Raw genomic sequence first — 22,634 nt, forward strand, 5'->3', positions numbered from 1 at the left:
GCGGAGCCACCGGTTGAGTCTCAGGGAATACGATCGCAAGCGGCGTTTCGACAGTACGCCGGAGCCCCGCTCGGAAGATTCGGCAGTGGACGGTGGACGGCCGATCTTCGTGGTGCAGCTGCATCACGCGAGCCGGCGCCACTACGACTTCCGGCTGCAGGTGGGCGACACGCTCAAGTCCTGGGCCTGCCCCAAGGGACCGAGCTACGACCCCAACGTCAAGCGGCTGGCCGTGGAGGTCGAAGACCACCCGATCTCGTACGCCAAGTTCCAGGGCGACATCCCCGCGGACGCCTATGGCGGCGGCCACGTGGACACCTTCGACAGCGGCGTGTGGTCGACCCCGTACGACCCGGAGGCGCAGCTGGAAAAAGGCCACCTGCGCTTCGAGCTGTTCGGCACCCGCCTCAAGGGCAGCTGGCACCTGGTGCGCAGCGGCAAGGCGGCCAGGCAGCCGCAATGGTTCCTGATGCACGACAAGGACGCCTACGCCAGCGACGTGGAGGCGGACGACCTGCTCGACGCGCGCATGATCGCCAGCACGAAGGCCGCCGCCGGCCGCAGCGGCGGCGCGAAGGAAGTGGCTGCCACGCTGGACAAGCGCAAGCGCAAGAAGGTCCCGGTCGCGGGGCATCGCGCCACCCGCGCCGCCGAGCTGGCGGCCGCCGCCGAAGGCGCGAGGAAGGGGCGGCCGAGCGCCGAGTTCTTCAAGCCGGAGCTGGCCAGGCTGCGCGAGAACCCGCCCGCGGGCGAGCAGTGGCTGCACGAGGTGAAGTGGGATGGCTACCGCATCCTCGCCACCGTATTCAAAGGCAACGTCGAACTGTGGTCGCGCAACGCCCTTTCCTGGACGGACAAGATCCCGGACATCCGCCAGGCGGTGGAGTCCCTCGGGCTCGACTCGGCGCGGCTCGATGGCGAGCTGATCGCGCTGGATGCCCAGGGCCAGTCCGACTTCAACGCGCTGCAGAAGACGCTCTCCGGCGAGGCCAATGCGCCGCTGGCCTACATGCTGTTCGACGTGCCGTACCTGGAAGGCCGCGATCTCTCCGCCACGCCGCTGCATGCGCGCAAGGCAATCCTCCAAGCGTTGCTGGAGGACGCCCCCGCCCATCTGTCCTACAGCAGCCACGTGGTCGGCAATGGCGCCCAGGTGTTCGCCATGGCCAGCGCGCAGAAGCTCGAGGGCATCCTCAGCAAGCGCGTGGATTCGGGTTACCGGGCCGGCCGCGGTGACGATTGGCTCAAGATCAAGCGGGTCGAATCCGACGAATTCGCGGTGGTCGGCTACACCGCGCCCAAGGGTGGGCGGCATGGCTTCGGCGCGTTGCTGCTGGCGCGGCCGGCGTCGGACGGTGGCTGGCATTTCATCGGGCAGGTCGGCAGCGGCTTCAGCCATGCGCAGTTGCGCGACCTCAGCCGCACGCTGGCCACCGGCGGCAGCAGCAAGCCGAGCGTGCGCAATCCGCAGGATGCGCCGCGCGCGGTCAAGTGGATCGAGCCCACCGCGGTGGCCGAGGTCAACTACCGCGGCATCGGCAACCAGGGCCTGCTGCGCCAGCCGAGCCTGAAGGCCATGCGGCCGGACAAGACGCCGGCCGACCTGCGCGACAGCGACCGCGCCGCCCCCACGCCGGCTCCGGCTCCAGCCAAGGGCAGGGCCGCCAGGCGCAAGGCGTCCGCGCCCGAACCAGGCGGTGTCACCCTCACCCATCCCGAGCGCGTGGTCTATCCGGCCGAGGGCTACACCAAGCAGGACGTGGCCGACTACTACCGCGCGGTGATGGACTGGTTCCTTCCCGGCGTGCTGAACCGGCCCACCTCGGTCATCCGCTTCCCCGACGGCATCGACAAGCCCTCGTTCTTCCAGAAGCACATCCCCTCCGGCGGCCTGAAGCACGTCGGCAGCGTGAAGCTGAAGGAGGAGACCGGCGCCGCGGCGGTCTACCTCTATCCAGAGTCGGCCGAATCGGTCATGGAACTGGTGCAATACGGCACGCTGGAGTTCCATCCCTGGGGCGCCAAGGTGGACACGCCGGACCTTGCCGATCGCGTGGTGTTCGACCTGGACCCGGGCCCCGACGTGGGCTGGGAGCGCGTGGTCGCCGCGGCGCGACTGGTACGCAAGCTGCTGGCCGACCTCGGGCTGCAGTCGTTCCTGCGCACCACCGGCGGCAAGGGCCTGCACGTGGTGGTGCCGCTCAATCCGCCGTCGGACTGGGCCACGGTCAAGCAGTTCGCGCAGGGTTTCGCCAGTGCGCTGGCCGGCACCCATCCGCTGGAGTTCGTCGCGGTCAGCACCAAGTCGGTGCGCAACCGGAAGATCTTCGTCGACTACCTGCGCAACGGCCGCGGTGCCACCGCCGTGGCGTCGTACTCGCTGCGCGGTCGCCCCGGCGCGCCGGTGGCGGTCCCGCTGCGCTGGGACGAACTGGGCAGGATCAGCAGCGGCGCGCAGTTCGACATCCGCAGCGCGCCGGCGCGGCTCAAGCGCCTGCGCAACGATCCGTGGGCGGGCATCGACGAGGTCGGGCAAAGCCTGGAAAACGTCATCGGCAAGCTGGGCGGCGACTGAGCAGCTTTGCCCGTTCGGATCCGTGTGACGAAATCCGGACACGCGCGCCGCGGCGAAAGATCACCGCCGAGCCATCGCGCGGATGGCCGGACCCGCGCCGATTCGCTATGGTCGCGCTCCACTTCGCAACCACGCCGGAGATCCTCCCGTGCCGCACTATTCCGGTCCGCTGCTCAGCCGTCCCGCCGCTGACGCCCTGCATGCCGCGCGCGATGCCGGGGAGAGTGCATGGAGCGGGTCGCTGGACCTGGGCCGCTCGCGCACCGAGGTGCCGTTGCAAGCCGACGCCTGGCAGTGGCGCGGCCGGCTCTATCCCTATCCGGCGCGGCTGAAGGACCGCACGATCTACTACTGGGACGTCGAATCCTTCGAACCGGTATCGCGCTTCGCCGGCTCGCTGATCAAGCTGGTGCCCACCGAATGGGGCGCGCCCACCTTCGAGATCGACGGCATCAAGATGCTGCCGACGGCGAAACAGTCGCCGGTGGAGGACGCGCGGGCCAAGGTCGCGCTGGTCGAACCGCGCGGCAAGGTGGTGCTCGATACCTGCGGCGGCCTGGGCTATTTCGCCGCAGGCTGCCTGGAGGCAGGCGTGGCGCGCATCCGCTCGTTCGAAAAGAATCCCGACGTGCTGTGGCTGCGCACGCTCAATCCATGGTCGCCCGATCCGGATGCGAGCGAGGGCCGCCTGTTGCTGGCCCATGCCGACGTATCGGAGGCGATCACGCAGTTGGCCGATGGTTCGATCGACGCGCTGCTGCACGACCCGCCCCGCTTCGGCATCGCCGGCGAACTCTATTCGCAGGCGTTCTACGACCAGCTTGCGCGCGTGCTGCGTCGTGGCGGCCGCCTGTTCCACTACACCGGCAGCCCGAACAAGCTCACCAGCGGCCGCGACGTGCCGCGCGAGGTGGCGCGACGACTTGAACTCGCCGGATTCAGGGCGCAGCTGGCCCTCGATGGCGTGCTGGCGACGCGACGCTAGCCTGCCGGCGCGCGGCCCCTCTGCCGCGCGCGATCCCGTCGCGGCGCCGGGGCGGCATTCGAATACCGGCCGCAAGCCGTGCCCATGCAGTGCTCGGCCTTCAGCCACGCCTCCTGCTCGGCGTGCTTGCGCTCACCGCAGCTGGTCAACACGTCCAGCTGATGGTTGATCGGCTTTGCGTGCGCTGCTCGATCGACGGGAAATAGGACGCGAGCCTTGCACTTGGTCTTCTTGATGAAAGGCTCCGTTAGGGAGACGGCACCAACCGCGGGTCCAGGGGCGACGACCGACGCGTGGATGACCCGACACCGCGCGGGCGGAACTCAGGCCCTAGCGAGAACGACGTCGACCTCGATGTCCCCCATCACGCAGTTGCGGCCGGCACGCTTGGCTCGGTAGAGCGCCGCATCGGCCTCTTTGCAGAGCCGTTGCAGCTCGTAGCCGGAGGTATCGGTGGCGGCCAGGCCCACGCTCGCCGATACGGTGATGACGCAGTCCTCCCGCTGGACCGCCGCGTCGGCGATCGCCGCGCGGATGCGGTTGGCGATCTCCATGCCCTGGTGCCGCGAGCACTCGTGCAGCAGGACGCCGAACTCCTCTCCGCCCAGCCGGCCGAACAGATCCGATGGGCGCAGCTGTTGCTGGCAGGCGGCCACTGCGCGCTTGAGCACCGCATCGCCCATGGCGTGCCCGTGGGTGTCGTTCACGCGCTTGAAGTGGTCCAGGTCGAAGACGATCAGGCAGGCATGGCCGACCCTTCTTTCCAGCGCGTGCAGGGCGCGGCCCGACTGGCCGACGAAGTGCTGGTGGTTGAGGATGCCGGTGAGGCTGTCCTGCCGCGAGAGCTTCTTGAAGCGCAGCTGCGAGCGCTTTAGCCGCAACAGCCACAGCACGATCGAGGCGATCACCACCAGCAGCAGCAAGTTGTACAGCCGGCTGGTTTCGACCGCCTTGGTGTCCAGTGCCTGCTGCAGGCGCAGGAGCTTGTTCTGCTTGCCCAGCCTTTCCGTCTCAAGCTTCTGCGCAAGGATGTGTTGCTGGGCCACTTCGTAGGCCAGCGCACGGGCGCTGACATCGTCGAGGTAACCCTTGTCCTGTACGACATAGCGTTCGTAGTACAAAAGCGCGGCCGCCGCGTTGCCTTGCCGTTTCTCGACCCGGTAGAGCACCTCGTAGGCCTCGGCCAGCCACTCGTCGATGCTGTCGGGTTTGGCTAGGGCGATTGCGGCAAGCGCCGCTTTTCTGGCCTCGTTGTCGCGGCCCAGTGCGGCCAGTGCCTGCGCACGCTCCACCTGCGACGAGAGGATGTGCGGGTAATACTTGCTGTTGCGGATGCCAGGAGCGAGCCGATCGAGCAGGGCCAGCGCCACAGCCGGTTCGCCCTCCTCCATGTAGAGGCTGCCCAGGACCAGGCGCATCGCGTTGGTGAAGACCGGTTGCCCGGCCGCCTCGCATGTATCGATGGCCCGCTGCAGTTCCGGGCTGGTCGAGGTCAACCGCTTGCCGTTGAACAGTGCAGCGACTTCCCTGGACAAAGGCCGGCACAGGTTCTCGCCCGGCGGCACGGCTTGCTCGGCCATGCGTGCGTACTGGATCGCCAGGTCAATCTGGCCAGCCAGATTGAGCATCTGCGACAGATCCGATACGAGAAGGAACCGGGCCCGCGGATCCTTCACCTGTCCAAGGCCGGCGGCCAGGCGGTTGGCCAGGGTGAACGCATCTTCGTAGCGGCGGGTGAGCGCCAGATCATTCAGGAGCAGCCCCGAAGCTTTCGCGGTCAGCACCTCGTTGCCGGAGTGGTCGACGATCTGGCGCAACTCGGGCTCGGACTTGGTGTAGTCGCCCTGGAACATCGCTTCCCAGGCGTCGAGGTAACGCAGTTGCCATTGCTCGGCCGGGGTCAGGTGCGGCGCCTCGCGGTGGATCCGCGCCAGCATGGCCAGGAATTGCGGGTGATCCTTGGTCCGCAAACCCTCGGCCTGTTGCATGAACGAGCCCGGATCCGTGATCGGCGAGCCGGCATGACAGGCCGGTGCGAGTACGCACCAGGCCAGGCCCACCCATGCGGACAAGACGCGTATGCGGCTTGGCGACCAGGACATGGGCAGGCGTCGTGGATGGATTTACGACTGGCTGCCGGGAGCCGGGATCTCGAGCGGTTCCTCCTCGGCCGGTTCCTCTTCTTCGCGCGCAGGCATCTGGGTAACCTGGGGCGCCTGGTTGGACAACTGCCCGAACTCCGCCGTCAGTTGCGAGCTGTCGCCCGATGCGGCCGCCGCAACCAGGGCCGCAGAGGCCTGCGCCTGTCCAAGCAGGTGCGCCATCTCATCCGCCGGCGTGTGGCGCAGCGACGCGTCGCGGCCGATGGCTTCCAGCAGCTCGATGGTATCTTTCATCTTTTTCCCCTGAAGCGTGGCAATAAAGAAGGCCCGCCGGCCGTGACTTCGTAACTTGCCCATCGGGGGCCCCTTCCCCGAAGCAGCCATTCCGAGCCTTCCCATTATTATGCGACTGTGGCGGCCTGTTCCAACTCGTCCAGTTCCGCCAGGCGCGCCTGCATGGCCAGGTTCGGCCTGAGCGGGAAGGCGGGCGGCAGCACTACCGTCTCCTCCGCGCTCATCGGCGCCCGGGCCAGGTCGCGCAAAGCGACACGCCTGATGCGAGGCTTCTCGATCGGAAGCGTCGGCGCGCGGTAGATGATGGCTTCGTGTTGCGGCGGATAGTCCCGGACCAGTCGGTCCACCAGCAGTTGGCGGTAGGCCGGCCCAGTCGCAAGACGCCCGAGCGAACGATCACCGACCAGGGCCGCCTGCCACAACACCAGATAGCCGGAAGCATCGATCCGCCGCTCGTAGAAGAGCAACTGGCTCGCTTCGAAGTGCTGGCAGCCGAAGCGCCCGGGATCGATGCCGAGGTCGGCGTACAGGCAGTCCTCGGCGGAAATGCCCGGTTCCATGTGCGCATGAAAACCTTCCGCCCGGGCCGCCGCGATGGCCTTGTGCGGCGACCAGGCGAAGATGCCCGGGTGTCCGTAGAACACCCCGCAGACGCGTTTGCCGGCACGCACTTCGGCCATCATCAGCTCGACCCATTCTCGATAGGTCTGCAGGCGTGACTTGCCCTCGCGGTAATACGGCTGGAGGCTGCGCACGTCCGGGTGCATGCGCTGCAGCCACAGCTCCACGATGCCGTCGGAGAGGCCGGCGAACACCACGTCCGCCTGTTCGATGTGGCTGCGTGCCAGCGGGGTGAGGTGCGAACCCAGGGTCATGCCCATGCCCACGCAAGCAAGGCTGCCGCGTGTTTCGTTGGTCGGGGGAGCCGGAGTATTCATGGCGCGATAGTAGGCAACTCCCTTGCAAAGCGCGATTGCCGCGATGCAGGCGCCATCGGCCCGGCGCGCCGATGCCGGCGATCCCCGGCGCCGCCCACAAGCCCCCGGATCGACAACCTGCTCGGCAGATGCAGGGCGCGGATGCGGTCGACGTGGAAAAGGTGTTGCAGCCCTGGCCAGGTCATCCCGCCACACGCCCGGTCGGCCGGCCGCCTTGCGCTCAGGATTGGGCGGCCGGTTCGGCCAGGTCTCTGGAGGCCCGCCTGACCAACCCACGCTCCAGGAACAGCTCGACGCGCTCGAGCGGAATGCGGTCGCCGGCGTCACCGCCGTAGTAGGCCTCGGCGATGTTGCCGTGCTCGTCGATCAGGAAGTCGGCGGGCATCAGGTTGGTGGTGTTCAGACCGGCGAGGCCGACGATGCGCAACCCACGGACCAGCGTCGGCGCGCGGGTGACGATGCCCTTGAGCTTGCGCCAGAGCGAGCGTTCGATGCCGTAGGTTTCGTGCGCACGCGAGGTCGGGTCGGCAATGACGCTGAACGGCCGGGGCTTGCGCGCGACGAAGCGCTGCACCGCTTCGGGCGTCGAGGTGAACACGGCAACGATGTCCAGGCCCAATGCCTGAAGCGCCGCGTGCCGGTTGGTCAGCTCATAGATGCGGAAATTGCAGAACGGGCAGGCGGCGTCGCGGAAGAAGCACAGCAGCGTGCGCCGCCCTGACTTGCCCACGTCGACGGGCTGTCCATAGATGTCGACGAAGTGCAGCAGCGGTGCCTTGGTAGGTGCGCTCAGTCTCATCGGAATTCCCCTGTTCCTGACTGGATTGGATGACCGGTGCGGCTGCCGTGGCGAGCCAGCACCGTGGGTGCTGCAAACGCGGCGATCGGTTGGGTGGCGGTAACAGCGAGGTGGTGGGGCCGTCGCCTGCGCACGGATACGATGGTCGGCCACGGCTCGTCGCAGTGGCCCGCAGCGACGGTGCGCGCCGGAGGCGCCCGAACTGGCATGCTTTGGCACCCGGTCCCACCGGCAGTCAATGCCAGCCGATCGCGACCGCTGGACACGATGCGGCGCGCAGCCTCAGATGTAGCCGAACAAAGGCGGGAACACGACCACGACCAGCGCCGCCCAGCCTGCGTACACCGGCAGGTAGCCGGTCTGCCAGCGCTCCAGTGCACCGAACGAGCCGCGTCCGCGCAGGAAGCGCAGGTACAGCACCGCCGACCATGCCAGGTTGACCAGCAGGATCACGTTCTCACCCAACGCCGCCACCCGGTTGGGCGTGAAGCCGAACTCGGAAATGCGCGCGGCGATGGCCGACAGCGCCAACGCGTCGGCCAGCAGCGCGCTGATCACCAGCACCACGCGCACCACGTCGAAGACGCCGGGCGGCGAACGCGGATCGCGCGCGGAGATCGAATACAGCAACAGACACAGCACCAGCGCCAGCAGCACGTCGAAGGCGATCAGTACGTTGCGGTCGATCGGCAGCCCCTGCCCGGCCACGAGCCAGGTGCCCAGGAAGGCGATCAGCACGGCCGCGAACATCGGCGTGAACAGCTGCGTCAGCACCGGCGCCATGTTCTCGATGACGCTCTGCTTGGCCTCCACCAGCCATGCCGCGACCAGCACCGCGCCGGTCGCCCCGCACGGCAGCAGCCAGTACTGGAAGAACGACTCGACCTTGATCCCGATCGCCTCGAAGATCATCGCCATGAACGCCATCAGCACGGCGCCCCCCAGCGCGATCAGCGCGTAGTAGATGAACAGCTCGCCGGAGAAGCGGATGAAGTCCATGCGGCCGGCCACCTCGTTCCAGCGGCCGCCGGCATAGGCGACGCCGACGGCCAGCCAGAGCGCGATCGGCAGGTGCAGGACGGTGAGGACGAGCGTGTCGGCCGCGGGTCCGAAGGGGTAGACGTTGGCGAACACGGCCGCCACCGCGAACGCCACCGGCAGCCAGCGCAACGAGGCGGGTGCGAGCCTGCGCTTCCACGCGAAATACGCGGTCAGCGGAAGCAGCACGAACAGGCTCACGTTGCGCGCGTAGAAGCCGGCATCGGCCTGCAGGTCCAGCCCGAACAGCGCCGGCAGTTTCATCAATATGGCCGCGGCGCCAGCGAAACAGAACGCAGCCACCGCATCGCTGCGCAAGGCCGGCGCCGCCGCCGTGTCGGTGCCGGGCACCACCAGCTGCTTCCACAACCCGTCGGAATGCTCGCGCGCGAATTCGCGCGAGATCGCGTCCAGATCGCCCATGCGCTTGACCGCGATCAGGAACGCCTCGTCGCTCGCAAGTCCGGCCTCGGTCAGCCCGGCGATCTGCTCGCGCAGGTGGTCTTCCAGCTCCGCCACGTCGATGGGCTGGATGGCGCGCCGCCGGGCGAGGTAGCTGCGCCAGCGATCGATCTGTTCTTCCAGCGAGAGTGCGCCGGCCGGCGTGGTCATCGGAAAGCTCCCCCCAGCGATGACGCAGCGCGGGCGACCGGTTCGGACAGCGCATGCCAGATGCCGCGCAGCGTGGCGTCCACCGCCTCCCATTGGCGGCGTTCCTCGGCGAGCTGCCTGCGGCCGCCGGAAGTGACCCGGTAGTACTTGCGGCGACGGCCGCTCTCGGCGACCTCCCAGCGGGCCTCGATATGGCCCAACCGCTCCAGCCGGTGAAGTACCGGGTAGAGCATGCCGTCGGTCCACTGCATGTGCCCGCCGGAGAGTTCCTGGACGCGCTTGAGGATCGCGTAGCCGTAGCTGTCCCCCTCGGCAAGGATCGCCAGCACGATCGGTGTCGAGGACGCGGCCATCAGGTCCTTGCTGAAATCCATGGCGTCGCCTTGCGGATAGCGGGGACGGGCCCGGCTGCTTACATGGCAGCACTATACATTGCTGTGCAATGTATACAAGCGGCACCGCGCCCGTCCGCCCGGCGACTTGCGGCAGGCATCGATTGCGCCAGGCAAACCAGCTTCTCCCGGTAACAGCACGCTGGTCCGGGTGTGACGGGCGGAGGAAAGGGCGTTGCGCGATCCGGGCACCTGATTCTGCTGCGCGAGCGCTCACGCAAGCCGCGGAGCCAGCCACGCCGAATGCCACCCCAAAGTCGATCGATGGGTCCGCGCGGTGGACCCACCGTTGCACCAGAGCGGGCCAAAGCCCCCCGTCGCCGGACGCGTCTAGCCGCAGTGGCCGCAGCAGGTGCTGCCGCCGCTGACGTGGACCTCTTTCTCCAGCGGTCTGGCCGCACAGCCGGCCTTCCCCAACGCATCGAGGATCTGCGCACTGCTTGCGCTCGCCAGCACTTCCAGGCGACCGCGCGCGGCATCCAGGACGACCCGCGCCTGGGGGTCGAGCACGCGCAGTGCAGCGGTGAGCACGGCCACATCATGGCCGCCGGCGGACAGTTCGAATTGCATCATGGACTCCGGGTGGGGGCGCCGGCACCTGCCGGTCCGGCGATCATGCGGATCGCCGCCCACCCTGCCCTTGATCCGGGTCAACCGGCGGCTATCCCGCTATCGCCGCGGAGCGATGATCTGGCTCAGGTAATCCGGCCTTCCCTCGACGCGCACCAGGTGCGGATACTGCAGGCCGCCGTGGTAGTCGACCGGCACGGTGCGGTAGCCGCCCTGAAACTTGAGCAGCAGCTTGATCGGCTCCTTGCCGCCCTTCGCCGCGGCGATCGCGTCCTTGAGCACGTCCTTGGAGTAGTCCTTGCCGTTCACCGCCACGATGGTGGCGCCGGTGCTCACGCCCGCCTTGAAGGCCGGACCATCCCAGCGCACGTCGTTGATCTGCCCGTCCTCGAACATGGTCATGCCGATCGACCAGCTGAAGTTGAACAGGTGGCGCGGCGACTCCGGCCGGCTGTCGTACTGCTTCTCGTAGGCGCTCGGCTGGTCGGTATAGACCAGCTTCCAGCCGGTGCCCTCGAGGCCGCCCAGCAGCGGCGGGTCGAGCGTGTCGACGTGTGCGCGCAGGAAGCCGGCCCAGTCATACGGTGCCACGCCGTTCAGCGCCGCCACCACGTCGTCGAAAGTGTAGGTCCTGGTGACGAAGCTGCCGTTGTCCACGCCGAAGAAGGCGCGCGCGAAATCGTCCAGCGACTTCCTGTCGTGCGTGAGCGCCCGAAGCTTGGCGTCCACCTCCAGCCAGACCATCTGCCCGGCGCTGTAGTACTCCTCGCTCATCTGCCAGCTGCGGTACGGCAGGCCGCTGCGGTGCGCGGCGGTCGGGTCATTGGTGGTGTCTTCCAGCGTGCGCCACTGGAAGCCTTCGCGGTTGCGGTCATAGTTGGCCGCCACCATCGCCAGCGCATCGCGGAACTCCTCCGGCGACCACATGCCCGAGCGCGCGGTCAGCACGAAGCCCCAGTACTGGGTCTGCCCCTCGTACACCCACAGCAGCGAATCGCCCATCGGCACGTTGAAGTTCGGCGTCCACAGGTCGGCCGGGCGGCGGAACTTGCCGTTCCACGAATGCACGTACTCGTGCGCCAGCAGGTCGCGGCCGGGCGCGGCGTCCGCCCAGGCGGTGAAGTAGTCGGCGCCCAGGCCGTCCTCGCTGGACTGGTGGTGCTCCAGGCCGTTGCCGCCCAGCTGGTCCGACAGCGAGAACAGGAAATCGTAGTGGTCGTAGTGGTGCGAGCCGAACAGCTTCACCGCCTGTGACGCCAGCGCGCGATGCACCTTGACCTGCTCCGGCGTCATCTCGAGATACTTGGGCGCATCGGCAACGATGTCCAGATGCACCGATGCGTCACCCGCGGGCGTGAGGTCGACGCGCTTGAAGTACCGGCCCGCGTAGATCGGCGAGTCGACCAGCGTGTTGAAGGACACTGGCTTGAACGTGGTGGCGTCGCCCGAGCGGGAGACGGTCTCGAGCGCGCTGCCGAACTGCCATCCATGGGGCAGCGTCACGCTGGGTGCGAAAGTGATGTCGCGCGAGAAATGGCCCGCCGGATAGAGCGCCACCTTGTTCCACTCCAGGTCCAGCATGCGGTCGGTCATCTCGTAGCCGCCGTCGCGGCTGGAGAGGTACTGGAAGTCGACGTCGACCGTGGAGACACCTGCCGGCACGTCGAGGTGGAAGGCGTACACGTCGTACTTGTCGCGCGTCCACTTCAACGGCTTGCCGTGGACGCTGACCTTGAGCCCCGCCAGCATGGCCACCGGGCCGCTCGGCGAGTGGTCGCCGGGGATCCACTTCGGATACAGCAGCGTCAGCGCGCCTGCCGTCACCGGAAGCGTTTCATGGACGCGGAAAATCCCCTGCGTGGTGTCGCTGGCGTCCACATGGATCGCCACCGTCCCCGGATAGGCCGTGTCCTGCGGCGGTGGCACATCGGCACGGTGCGACTGCTGCGCGACCGCAGCCGTGGCGGCGAAGGCCATCGACACGGCGCAGGCCAGGCGCGACATGCGACCGGGCATGGCAACCGGCGAACCGGCGGAAAGGACACGAGACATGGGAACTCCGGCAGCAGGTGGACAAGCGTCGGAACTTAGCACCCCGCGCACCTGCAGGCATCCGCCAGAAGCCCTCCCTTCAAGGGGGGGCGCGCACTCCCTCACCGCACGTCACTGACCCGCGTCGGCAACTGCCAGGCAGTCTGGAGCCAACTGCCCTTGGCAGAAAGGGCCGGACGAGGCGGGAGCTGACCAGTCTGGGCGCCTACTCTTGCATGGCCGGCGTGGTCCATCGCCACCGAAAGACACGCGCCTCGGCAATCGGTATGGTCTACGCGGACCGTTCGGGCGCTGCAGGACCGGAAGTGCTCTAATCGCGCCCATTGCACCCGGGCCGGCGAACGCCGAAGGAGGAGCCATGGCAAGCAAAGGTCCTACCGATCCATGCTGGGAGTACGTCACGGCTGCGCTGGACAGGGCAGCGGCTGTTTCCAGGAAGCACGGCTACGCGTGGCGCGGCTCATCTTGCGGCGTGGTCAGCTACATCGCGCTGATGTGCATCATGTGGAACCGCAACTGGGACGACACGAAGGATCCTGCCTGGGCCGTCGACGGCCTGCCGCCGATCACTTCCAAGGCCGGCGACATCAACCTGGCGTACGCCGACCACTATCTCGACCGGCGCACCAACTGCGGCCTGGGGATGGGCCGGCTGCAGGCCACCGTCCAGATGAATACGTACGACGCGGTGAAAAAGGTGGCCGTCGGTTTCGTGGGCATGAAGAACCATGCTGGCAACAAGCCCCTCGATGGCTTCTACAGGGAGGCCTGTCCGCCGCTCGGCAACGTCCTGCAGAACCTCATGCGCGAGAACAAATGCAAGCCCTTGTCGGCACCGGGGCCGGACGAGATCGGCTGGAGCAAGCTGGGCATCGCGGACGGGCAGCGCGACTACGAGCTCAACCCGGGCATCGACAACGCACCGGCGTGGCTGGCACTGGTGAAGCAGCGCGCCACGATCTACGTCCCGCCGGAGTGCCGTTGACCGGCCTGGCCTCAGGCCCCATCCGCGGGAATACCTTTGGCCCGGGGCGCGCCAGCCGCACACCGGAACTGAAGCTCATTCGAGCTTCTGCAAAGCCGAACCCTTGTGCATGGCAACATGGTCGGTCTTGTCGCTCTTGATCTCGTACTGCGGGTCATCTTCGCTGCAACGACGGATGTGGCCCTTGTACCGGGTGTCACGCGTGTGCACCTCGAGGATGGTGCCTTCGACGTAACCGGCCTCCGAATTCCAGCGCACGTGATCGCCGACCTCGAACTTGTGCCTCATGGATCGCTCCTTTGCCATGTTCCGGAGGCCGCCACGGTACGGTGACCTCAAGCCCGGTCGCACCCGTATAACCCACCACGATATGCGAGCACGGCTACCGTGCCGTTATCTCACGCACGTTCTGAAAGTCTTGTTGGCGTCGTTCGGATCCATACCGCCTTGCGGCATCAGGGGCACGCCCGCATGCCCCGAGCGAACGTGCGCCGGCCGGCGATATTGCGGTTTGCGAGCCAACATGTTTACACTGTAAACATGAAGTCCGCCAGCACTGCCGAGAAGATCCTCCAGGCCGCCCACGCCCTGTTCGACGCGGAGGGCGCGCAGGCCGTCTCCATGCGCCGCGTAGCCGACGCGGTCGGCATCTCGGCCATGGCCATCTACCGCCACTTTCCCAATCGCGACGCCCTGCTCAAGCGCCTGTCGGACGATAGCTTTCAGCACGCGGCGCAGGACTGGTCCGCCAAGGTACGCGCCACCGATCCCCGCAAGCGCCTGCTGCAGGTGATGGAGCCGTATCTGGATTACGCGCTGGGCCATCCGCACCTGTTCGATCACGCCTTTTCCGTGCGCCGCGACGACGCACGCCGCTTTCCCGAGGACTTCCGCGCCCGTCAATCCCCGACCCTCAACCTCGTCGCCGACACCATCGACGCAGGCATCCGCGCCGGCGTGCTGCGCAAGGCCGATCCGTGGGACGCGGCGATGAGCGTGTGGGCGCATGCACACGGGCTGGTCGCGCTCTATCGTGCCGGGCGCTTCAGTTACGACCAGACGCAGTTCCGCGCCTTCTACCTGCAATCGATGCGGAGGCTGATCGATGGACTTGCGTGCTGACCGAAGGCGCCTGGGCGCAGGACTGGCCGCGGCCGGCCTGACCGCCCTGCTGTGGTGGTTCGGCAACGGCCTGCACCCGGTGTGGTGGCTGACATGGCTGGTACCGCTGCCGGTGTTGTGGCTGGCGACGCGCGTGCGCTGGACCTGGTCGGCGCTGGCCGCGTTTGCAGGCGCCCTGATCGGCAACCTCAACCAGTGGACTTATCTGCACGGCTACATCGGCCTGCCGCTGGGAGTGATCGCCTGGATCGTGATCGCACCCGGGCTGACACTGGCCAGCTGCACCCTGCTGTTCCGCAGGCTGCTGCTGCGCGGCCGACCGCTGGCCGCCTCGCTGGCGGTGCCGGCGCTGTGGATCGCGCTGCAATACGCCAACACGTTGGTCTCGCCACACGGCACGTTCGGTGCCATCGCCTATACGCAGATGGACGCGTTGCCGATCCTGCAGCTGGCCGCGCTGACCGGCCTGTGGGGCATCGGTTTCCTCCTGCTTTGGCTGCCGGCGGCCCTTGCCGCAGCGACATCGCCCCCGCGCGGCGTCGACCGCTGGGTGGGCCTGGTGCTGTGCGCAGGGGCGGTGCTGGGCGCGCTCGGTTACGGCTGGTGGCGGCTGCAGCAACCGGCCACCGCCTCGGTGCGCGTCGGACTGGTTTCGCTGGAGCATCCGATCCGGCCGCCGCTGGCTTCGGGCGAGGGCCAGGCGCTGCTGCAGCGCTACGTCACCGCGGTGCAACAGCTTGCCGACCGCGGCGCCGCGGTGGTGGTGATTCCCGAAACCAGTTTCGCCACAGCCGACCCCACCGTACCCGCGTTCGCCGCGCTCGCGCGCGACCGCAGGCTCTTGCTCGACGTGGGCCTCGAATACCAGGCCACGCAGCCGCGCGAGCGCAACATCGCGATGGTTTTCCCGCCCGACGGCGACGCGCCGGCGACCTACAGCAAACGTCACCTGATTCCCGTCTTCGAGGACCGCTACGCGCCAGGCAGCGCCTACCGCCTGCTCGACGCCCCGTCGCAGATCGGGCTTGCCGTATGCAAGGACATGGACTTCCACGACATCAGCCGCACCTATGGCGCGCTCGGCGCGCAACTGCTGCTGGTGCCGGCCTGGGACTTCCGCGTGGACGGCTGGCTGCACTCGCGCATGGCGATCATGCGCGGCGTGGAAAGCGGCTTCGCGATCGCGCGCGTCGCGCGCAGCGGGCGGTTGACGTTGAGCGACGACCGCGGCCGCGTGGTCGCCGAGTCCTCCAGCGAGACGCAGGACGCTGAACTAGTCGGCGACCTGCCCCTGCACCGCGACCGCACCCTCTACAACCGATGGGGCGACTGGTTCGCATACGCCGACCTGGGGTTGCTCGGTTTGCTGCTGGTGCTGGTATTTTCGGCCTCATCTCTGCCAAGTCGAACCTCGTTACGAGATGGAGCGTAGAGATGACAGCGCGCTATCGATGCGCTTCGACTGGCGATTGGACAAGCGACGGCTGCAACTGATCCTCTTGCGGATGGTGCGGATTTTCCTGTCGGGAGAGAGCAAGGAACTCGGCACTGCTTTGTTCCAGCGGCCGGGCGATCGCCTGAGTAACGTCTACACAGGCGATCTGTTTGAGCGGTGATCTAGGATCGCCCTCGATCGCAAAAGCCCTCTCCCCGCCCCCGCCCCCGCCCCCGCCCCCGCCCAGGATCACGTGATCGATGCGGGCGAGGCCCTGGACGTAAGCAGCCGTTGCAAGCGATCCGGCAAGGTTGCGTGAAAAAGCGTCAGGCGCGCGCCCATGTTGAGCGTCGATAACGTGGACACGTTCGAGCGCCTGGCGAAACATTGGGTTCCCCGGATGGCCAACATCAGCCAGGGTTGTGACCCGCTGCCGCGTGGCTTCGTGCAGAACCCCCAGCGTTTCCGGACCAACGAGGCCATCGGGCTTCAACCCATGCGCGCGCTGGAAGGTTTCGACGGCAGCCTGCGTGCTTGGACCGAACGCGCCATCCGGATGCAATGCAAGGCCGCGTGCGTCCGTGATGCCTAGCTTTGCCAGGCTAGCCTGGAGCTGGGTGACCTGGTCGCCACGGGAACCTTGGCGCAAGACGCGACCCTGGCCATCCCGTCCTATGGCTCTCAACGCTTTGCGAAAATCGCTGTCGGTCGAGGCTGCGGACGGATTGAAACCTGCAGTCGCCACTTTGACCTGAGCTCGATCCAGCGCAGCCGCTATTGCAGGGTTGTCGTAGGCATGGCCATAACGACCAGCCAATACGGCGGCTTCAGGGGCGGCGTAATGGCGGTGGTGGCGTTTGATGTCATCGGCCTTTGCGAGCACGTCGTCGTAGTCGCCTCCGCTTCGTAGAACTTGGCGGAACTCGGCTAACTTCCCTGGCATTTGATTGGCCGTCTTCGCGAGTATGGCGATGGCTTCCAAACGGCGATCCTCGTGGATGTTCTGGCCATCGGCAGCGAGCATCTCCATGGCAACCTTGGTCACATTGCGAATCTGCGGGTAGTCGATATTCTGGTGAATCCATCTCTCGCCGCCTTCAGAGGCAGCCCAGGCATTGAAGCTGTCGCGCGTGTCCGGTTCGAGGAAGGCCAGCGTGCCTCGGCCCCTTTCACCATTTCCGTGCGTCAGGAGCTCCGCCCGGAGCCGCACCTTGTCCGAAGGGAACTTGAGATCATGGTCCTGGGCATATTTCGATGCTTCTGCGATGAGGCCGTCCACATAGGTGGTTTGACCGCGTTTCGCGGGCGCGCTTTGGGTTGCACCTAGCGGCCACTCCCCGCGCTGACCAAGGTCGACCTGAATAGTGCCAATCGAGTAGCCGCTGTTGGCTACTACTTCGTGTGAATCGCCCCAGTTCGAGTGCGGTCCGTGAGCGGTTATTCCAGCGACGCTTAATTGGTAGGAAGATGCTCCTCCTTCCGTACCTCGGCCCACGATGAAGTAGATGGCGCCCGCGACCGCGTCGATATCGTGCGTATCCAAACTAGACATACCGCTACTCCGTTAACGGTTGGAAAACTGACACGCCTACTTCCCGCCTGCTATGGCCAGATATTCGTCCAGTTCGTCGGCCCGCTTGCCGATTACGAAAAGCTCATTTTCTTCCACCTGCAGGTTATCGACGATATCGTTTTCGAAGAGTGTGTCTTCGAAATCCACGGTGTTGTCACGGAATTTGAGCCAGGCACGCTCCACCTCAACTAGTCTCTTTTTCTGGTCCGGATTCAGTTTTCGCAACAACGCCGCGTAGGTAGTGTTGAGGCGATGGTCCTGCCGCGCCCGCTCTTGCGAAAGGCATGCGGCTTCTTCAATGTTGTCCGAGTCCGCCTTGTCGATGCATTCGTAGAACGTTTTGGTAATACCCTTCGGCGCATCACGCCGGATCAGCTCGCTGGTGCTCTCGGTCGCGCCTGCCGCGACTCCGTACGAGAGCAGGGCGAAGGCGATGGCGGTCGTGCTGATGCGTCTCATGGCAGCTCCTGGTGGTGGACTTTTCGTGGAAGCCGAAGCTTGCCGGGCCCCGAGGCCCATGTCTGTCGGTCGACGACTACGGTGCCCTGCGGGAATGCCGAGGCGGTCAGGGAATGTTCCCGCGGACCCTGGCCTCCAATACGTAGCAAGCATGGAGCGGCGCGATGGCCGTCCTGGCGAATGCACCGACCCCACCACCGATGCCCGATTGCCCGCACACGCCCGATTTGCGCCCGCCTGCCGCCTCGCGGGCGAGCGAAGATCACACCTTTCGTTGCCTGGGAAGAACGTGGAATGAAGACGTTGCTGACGATGCTGTGCGCGCTGCTCGCCACCACCGGCGTGCATGCGGAAACCGGAACCTGGAAGCCTACGCCGGGCCATACCCAGGTACCCATCTGGCCGGGTGCGGCACCGGATCAACAACCGGTACCCGGACCGGAAAAGATGACAGTGAGCACGGGCTTGATCGCGGGCCTTCCTGCCACCGCGATCACTAACGTGACGCGGCCGACGATGACGGTCTATCCGCCCAGGGGCAGGAACAGCGGCGCAGCGGTCGTGGTACTGCCTGGCGGAGGCTTCCAGATCCTGGCAATCGACCTGGAAGGCACCGAGGCATGCGACTGGCTCACCGCCAACGGCATCACCTGCGTGCTGCTCAAATATCGCGTGCCAGGGCCGCCCTACGACTGGCGTTGCGATTGCCGTCCGCATGACTACATGGTGCCGACGCTGGCGCTCGAAGACACCCAGCGCACCATCGCCCTGGTGCGCCATCACGCCGCGGAATGGCACATCGACCCGCACAGGATCGGCGTGATGGGCTTTTCCGCGGGCGGCTTTCTCGTGGCCGAAGCGAGCACTCGCTACAGGCAGCGCGCGTACAAGCCGGTCGACGCGGCGGACAGGGAGAGCATCCGTCCGGATTTCGCCATGGCGATCTATCCGGGCCACCTGGCGGTGAACGGCAAATTGAATCCGAACGTGCCGGTCACTCCCGACACGCCGCCGACCTTCGTGCTGCAGGCCGAAGACGACCACGTGGATGGCGTGGAACAGGCACTGGTCTACTACACGGCGCTCGCCCAGGCTGGCGTGCCCGCGGAGATGCACCTGTATGCACACGGAGGCCATGCCTTCGGCCTGCGCCATACGCAGCTGCCCATCACCGGCTGGCCCGAACTGATGAAGGCATGGTTGAAAACCATCGGCGTGCTGTCGAAGTAGCCATCGGCAAGGTGCGGCCTTCGTCGTTCTGTCCAGAGCCGGGCAAGCGATGCCGGAAACTGCGGCGGTCGTCGTCGACAGGTTCGGCCCCCGCTAGTTCTTCCCCGCTGCTTCGAGCGTCTTTTCGAACCAGTGGTCAGCGTATGGGTTCTGGTTGTAGGGAGGAATCTCGCGATACCCGTTGCGGGCATACAAGGCGCGGGCCTCGGTGAGCGTGCGGTTGGTGTCCAGCCGCAGCGTCGACATGCCGATCCCGCCGGCATGCCGCTCCAGTGCATCGAGCAGACGCTGCGCGATACCCAGGCCACGCGCCGAAGGCGAGACCCACATGCGCTTGATTTCACCGATGCCGGCACCGATGCGCTTGAGGGCGGCACAGCCCAGCGGCCGCCCGTCCAGCCTGGCCAGCAGGAACAGGCCCGACGGTGGCACCAGCTCCTGTGGATCAGCCGAAGGCCCGCGCCCGGGATCGAAGCCGGACTCGAAACGCCCGGCCAGCTCGGCAAGATAGGCGTCGATGCAGGCGACGGCCTCGGCGCCGAGCGGATCGGCCACCTCCACGGTGACCGCCGCGGCGCGCATCAGCCGCTCCACTTCCGCCATGGCCGCAACGAGGCGCTGGCGCTGGGTCTCCGGCAACGGCGCCAGCAGCGTGTCGGCCAGTTCCTGCGAGCGGCGGTCCAGCACGTCGAACTCGCGACGCCCCTTCGCGGTCAGCGTCACCCGACGCACGCGTGCATCGCCGGGCGCGGGCTGCGACCTGGCAATCCCCTGCGCCTCGAGCGAACGCAGCATCCTGCTCAGGTAGCCGGAGTCCAGCGACAGGCGCGCCCGCAGTTCACGGACTTCGGCACCTGCCCGGCCGATCTCGAACAACAGCCGCGATTCGGCCAGCGGGCGACCGCGCCCCAGGTAGTCGTCCGTCAGCACGCCGATCCGGCGCGTTACCGCCCGATTGAAACTGCGGACCTGTTCGACCTGGCGTGCATCCATTGCCTGACTTTAGTCAGCAATAAGGAAACCGTCAAGCGAATGCCGATCGGGTCGCGGATCCTACGCGCACGTCCGTGGGTGCGGGTATCCGGCGCTCAGCGGCATCGACTGCGATGGCTGCACGCAGGAACGCCAGTACGGCCGTCGCCCTGCCCTGGGCCACCAGTTCGGCTGCCGTAAGCCCGTCGAGTACAGCGATGGGTACGCTGCGATACCAGATCATGGCTTCCACGATGTCCGGCTCCAGCGCAGCAGCCAGCCGCAGGACCGCCAACGCCGCCGGCACGTGGATGCTGGCCGGCGACGGCGCCGCATGGTCGGCATGCGGAGGTGTCGGTAGAACTGATGTGGCCGGTGCCGCGGATCGCATGGAATACCTATTTCATGGCCAATCAAAGGAACAGCGGTCTGCGCACGCTGTCGAAACGCCGCGGCTCATTTCGGCCTGTCGGCGCGGTGAATGTTCAAGCGCGACCATCGCCTGGCGCAGGCGCCCAGCGAGGGCTGCCTGCGAGGCCGGCAGCATGCGCGGGTGCATCAGGTCGCGGAGAGTGGCGAAGGCAGGGTTTCGCATGTCGGCTGGCAGACACCCTCGCCAGGCAAGCCGTTTCGCGCCGCTACTTCGCTGGCACTAGGACGGGAGCGCCCTTGTTCTTGAGGAGCAGCACCACGAACCTGGCGGGCTTGGTCGAGCTGGCGTTGCGGCCGATGGTATGCACGTCGTGCGGCCCCTCGTAGAACGTCTGGCCCGGCCCCAGCGTGACCGGCTTGCTGCCGCGCACGCCCATCACGATCGAACCATCGAGCACGTAGACGAAGGCATCGGCGTTGTGGCGATGCACGGGGTCCACCGAGCCCGGCGGATACTCGACCATCAGCATCACTGCTTCCTTGCCGGGATAGTCGGGCAAGGGTTTGGTCATGATCGTGGTCACGTGGGCCTGGGGCGGCGCCTGCTGCGCGCTGGCGGCGCCCGTGACCATCAACAGGGCCAGGGCGAGAGTCTTCAATGCGGTCATGGTTGGTTCCTCTGGTGGCAGGGAGGCGCGCTGGCCTCGGCGCCTACTTGTGCTCAGGACAGGCCGGACTTGTCCACGCCATAGGCCTTGTCGTAGCTGCCGGGTACCAGCCGGAAGCCGACGTTGATGCGGTTCCAGGCATTGATCGACATGACCAGGAAGGTCAGGTCGGACAGCTCCTTCTCGGACAACTGCTCGCGGACGCGCTCGTAGATGTCGTCCGACACGCCCTCGGCGGGCATGCGGGTAAGGACTTCGGTCCACTCCAGCGCGGCGCGCTCGCGCGGGCTGAACAGCTGGGATTCGCGCCACACGGCGACGTGATGCACGCGCAGCGGCCGCTCGCCGTGGATGGTGGCCTCCTTGACGTGCATGTCCACGCAGAAGGCGCAGCCGTTGATCTGCGACGCCCGAATGTCGACCAGGTGGCGTGTCGTTTCCTCGATGGCACTGTGCCTGAGCGCCAGGCTGAACTCGACGAACTTCTTGAGCAGCTCGGGCGATTGCTTCTGGTAGTTGATGCGCTCGGTCATGGGTGGCTCCGTTGTGGTGGAATGGTTGGGTGGCGGACGCGACTGCGCCTCAGGTAGGCGTGGATGCGCGTTCGAGCCACTCATGGAAGTGAGTCGGCCCCAGGCGCGGGTGGGCGCCGGGTGTCAGCGACGCGTCATCGAGCTCGGCGCCGAAGTAGCGTGCGTGCACGTCCGCGATGACCTGGCGACCGTCGCCGTTGACGGCCATCGCCCGGCGCGCCAGCTCGTCCAGCGGCAGCGCCTCGGGGCCAGCCACCTCGACCGTGCCGTTCAGCGGTGGACCGACCGCAAGGTCGGCCAGGGCGGCGGCGACGTCGTCCGCCGCGATCGGCTGCAGCAGCGCAGGCGACAGCCGCACCACGTCGCCTTCGGTGCCTGCCTGGATGATCCCGCCGATGAACTCGAAGAACTGCGTCGACCGCAGGATGGTGTAGGGAACGCCCGAGGCCTTGATCAACCGCTCCTGCGCCATCTTTGCGCGCAGGTAGCCGCTCTGCGGCAAGCGGTCGCTGCCGACTACCGACAGTGCCACGTGATGCTCCACGCCGGCCGCATCCTCGGCGGCCAGCAGCCGGCGACTGGAGGTCTCGAAAAATTCCAGCACTGCCCCGTCCTCGAATAAGGGCGAATTGGCGACGTCGACCACGACCTGCGCGCCGATCAGCGCCTCGGCCAGGCCTTCGCCGGTCAGCGTGTCGACGCCCCACCTCGGCGAGGCCGCCAGCACGTCGTGGCCACGCCGGCGAAGCCGGTCGACCAGGTTCGCGCCGATGAGTCCGCTGCCGCCGATGACCACGATCTTCATCTGCCTTGCCTCCGCCGAGCCGTCACGGACGGCCGATGGACAGAGGATGCGCGCGGCGCCGGCGGGACACTTTGCGCGGGCTTTGGATTAATGTTGTGTTTTCCTTGCAAGGCGCTCCACCGA

Annotated in this window: 22 protein-coding genes; 6 read left to right on the top strand and 16 right to left on the bottom strand. The window is 66.9% G+C overall.

Annotated features, from left to right (window positions below; translation table 11 throughout):
- Window positions 1–13: 13 nt before the first annotated feature.
- Both ligD and BMZ38_RS01805 read left to right on the top strand, forming a co-directional pair.
- Window positions 14–2,575: a DNA ligase D gene (gene ligD / locus BMZ38_RS01800; RefSeq protein ID WP_091333395.1), complete on the top strand. Its 2,562-nt coding sequence runs from the start codon at window positions 14–16 to the stop codon at window positions 2,573–2,575.
- A 148-nt stretch (window positions 2,576–2,723) separates the two neighbouring features.
- A complete protein-coding gene (locus tag BMZ38_RS01805) occupies window positions 2,724–3,560 on the top strand; it encodes a class I SAM-dependent methyltransferase (protein WP_091333398.1) in 837 nt (278 codons plus the stop codon).
- A 323-nt stretch (window positions 3,561–3,883) separates the two neighbouring features.
- Here the strand turns inward: BMZ38_RS01805 and BMZ38_RS01810 are convergent, their stop codons facing one another.
- The 8 genes from BMZ38_RS01810 to BMZ38_RS01845 form a co-directional block, all read right to left on the bottom strand.
- A complete protein-coding gene (locus BMZ38_RS01810; protein WP_091333401.1) occupies window positions 3,884–5,662 on the bottom strand; it encodes a tetratricopeptide repeat-containing diguanylate cyclase in 1,779 nt (592 codons plus the stop codon).
- A gap of 21 nt (window positions 5,663–5,683) precedes the next feature.
- Window positions 5,684–6,019 (bottom strand): hypothetical protein, encoded by a 336-nt coding sequence (locus BMZ38_RS01815; RefSeq protein ID WP_245747141.1) that lies wholly within the window; start codon window positions 6,017–6,019, stop codon window positions 5,684–5,686.
- 44 nt (window positions 6,020–6,063) lie between these two features.
- Window positions 6,064–6,894 (bottom strand): SAM-dependent methyltransferase, encoded by an 831-nt coding sequence (locus tag BMZ38_RS01820; RefSeq protein WP_175483648.1) that lies wholly within the window; start codon window positions 6,892–6,894, stop codon window positions 6,064–6,066.
- A gap of 220 nt (window positions 6,895–7,114) precedes the next feature.
- Complete coding sequence (locus tag BMZ38_RS01825; RefSeq protein WP_091333407.1) at window positions 7,115–7,693, bottom strand: redoxin domain-containing protein; 579 nt, start codon at window positions 7,691–7,693, stop codon at window positions 7,115–7,117.
- Window positions 7,694–7,975: 282 nt separating this feature from the next.
- The gene (locus BMZ38_RS01830; RefSeq protein ID WP_091333409.1) at window positions 7,976–9,343 is read right to left on the bottom strand and encodes a permease prefix domain 1-containing protein; all 1,368 of its coding nucleotides are present in this window, start codon (window positions 9,341–9,343) and stop codon (window positions 7,976–7,978) included.
- Window positions 9,340–9,717 (bottom strand): PadR family transcriptional regulator, encoded by a 378-nt coding sequence (locus BMZ38_RS01835; protein ID WP_091333412.1) that lies wholly within the window; start codon window positions 9,715–9,717, stop codon window positions 9,340–9,342. Before BMZ38_RS01835 ends, BMZ38_RS01830 begins: the two co-directional genes overlap by 4 nt.
- A 348-nt stretch (window positions 9,718–10,065) precedes the next feature.
- Window positions 10,066–10,305, bottom strand: a complete 240-nt coding sequence (locus BMZ38_RS01840; RefSeq protein WP_091333414.1) for a hypothetical protein — start codon at window positions 10,303–10,305, stop codon at window positions 10,066–10,068.
- Between the two features lie 99 nt (window positions 10,306–10,404).
- Entirely contained in the window at window positions 10,405–12,357 is a 1,953-nt protein-coding gene (locus BMZ38_RS01845) for a M61 family metallopeptidase (protein WP_091333416.1), read from the bottom strand.
- A gap of 358 nt (window positions 12,358–12,715) precedes the next feature.
- On the opposite strand from BMZ38_RS01845, the gene BMZ38_RS01850 reads away from it, so the two are divergent.
- Complete coding sequence (locus tag BMZ38_RS01850; RefSeq protein ID WP_139202364.1) at window positions 12,716–13,342, top strand: hypothetical protein; 627 nt, start codon at window positions 12,716–12,718, stop codon at window positions 13,340–13,342.
- 75 nt (window positions 13,343–13,417) lie between these two features.
- On the opposite strand, the gene BMZ38_RS01855 is transcribed toward BMZ38_RS01850, so the two are convergent.
- Window positions 13,418–13,630, bottom strand: coding sequence for a hypervirulence associated TUDOR domain-containing protein (locus tag BMZ38_RS01855; RefSeq protein WP_091333421.1), 213 nt, complete (start codon window positions 13,628–13,630; stop codon window positions 13,418–13,420).
- A gap of 252 nt (window positions 13,631–13,882) precedes the next feature.
- Between BMZ38_RS01855 and BMZ38_RS01860 the strand changes: the two genes are divergently transcribed.
- Together BMZ38_RS01860 and BMZ38_RS01865 are read left to right on the top strand one after the other, a co-directional pair.
- Window positions 13,883–14,464, top strand: coding sequence for a TetR/AcrR family transcriptional regulator (locus BMZ38_RS01860; protein ID WP_091333423.1), 582 nt, complete (start codon window positions 13,883–13,885; stop codon window positions 14,462–14,464).
- Entirely contained in the window at window positions 14,448–15,896 is a 1,449-nt protein-coding gene (locus BMZ38_RS01865; protein WP_091333425.1) for a nitrilase-related carbon-nitrogen hydrolase, read from the top strand. Before BMZ38_RS01860 ends, BMZ38_RS01865 begins: the two co-directional genes overlap by 17 nt.
- A gap of 13 nt (window positions 15,897–15,909) precedes the next feature.
- Here the strand turns inward: BMZ38_RS01865 and BMZ38_RS01870 are convergent, their stop codons facing one another.
- Both BMZ38_RS01870 and BMZ38_RS17700 read right to left on the bottom strand, forming a co-directional pair.
- A complete protein-coding gene (locus tag BMZ38_RS01870; RefSeq protein ID WP_091333427.1) occupies window positions 15,910–17,451 on the bottom strand; it encodes an XVIPCD domain-containing protein in 1,542 nt (513 codons plus the stop codon).
- A 36-nt stretch (window positions 17,452–17,487) separates the two neighbouring features.
- The gene (locus tag BMZ38_RS17700; RefSeq protein ID WP_175483649.1) at window positions 17,488–17,931 is read right to left on the bottom strand and encodes a lysozyme inhibitor LprI family protein; all 444 of its coding nucleotides are present in this window, start codon (window positions 17,929–17,931) and stop codon (window positions 17,488–17,490) included.
- Window positions 17,932–18,225: 294 nt separating this feature from the next.
- On the opposite strand from BMZ38_RS17700, the gene BMZ38_RS01880 reads away from it, so the two are divergent.
- Complete coding sequence (locus tag BMZ38_RS01880) at window positions 18,226–19,161, top strand: alpha/beta hydrolase (RefSeq protein ID WP_091333429.1); 936 nt, start codon at window positions 18,226–18,228, stop codon at window positions 19,159–19,161.
- Between the two features lie 93 nt (window positions 19,162–19,254).
- On the opposite strand, the gene BMZ38_RS01885 is transcribed toward BMZ38_RS01880, so the two are convergent.
- The 5 genes from BMZ38_RS01885 to BMZ38_RS01905 all read right to left on the bottom strand — a co-directional run bounded on the left by BMZ38_RS01885 (window position 19,255) and on the right by BMZ38_RS01905 (window position 22,511).
- The gene (locus tag BMZ38_RS01885; protein WP_091333432.1) at window positions 19,255–20,154 is read right to left on the bottom strand and encodes a bifunctional helix-turn-helix transcriptional regulator/GNAT family N-acetyltransferase; all 900 of its coding nucleotides are present in this window, start codon (window positions 20,152–20,154) and stop codon (window positions 19,255–19,257) included.
- Window positions 20,155–20,185: 31 nt separating this feature from the next.
- Window positions 20,186–20,524: a hypothetical protein gene (locus tag BMZ38_RS01890; protein WP_139202365.1), complete on the bottom strand. Its 339-nt coding sequence runs from the start codon at window positions 20,522–20,524 to the stop codon at window positions 20,186–20,188.
- Between the two features lie 247 nt (window positions 20,525–20,771).
- The gene (locus BMZ38_RS01895) at window positions 20,772–21,173 is read right to left on the bottom strand and encodes a cupin domain-containing protein (protein WP_091333438.1); all 402 of its coding nucleotides are present in this window, start codon (window positions 21,171–21,173) and stop codon (window positions 20,772–20,774) included.
- Window positions 21,174–21,226: 53 nt separating this feature from the next.
- Window positions 21,227–21,706, bottom strand: coding sequence for a carboxymuconolactone decarboxylase family protein (locus BMZ38_RS01900; RefSeq protein ID WP_091333440.1), 480 nt, complete (start codon window positions 21,704–21,706; stop codon window positions 21,227–21,229).
- A gap of 49 nt (window positions 21,707–21,755) precedes the next feature.
- A complete protein-coding gene (locus BMZ38_RS01905; protein ID WP_091333442.1) occupies window positions 21,756–22,511 on the bottom strand; it encodes an SDR family oxidoreductase in 756 nt (251 codons plus the stop codon).
- Window positions 22,512–22,634 lie beyond the last annotated feature (123 nt).

Origin of the sequence: Frateuria terrea (assembly GCF_900115705.1) — a bacterium.
Taxonomy (GTDB): Bacteria; Pseudomonadota; Gammaproteobacteria; order Xanthomonadales; family Rhodanobacteraceae; genus Frateuria_A; species Frateuria_A terrea.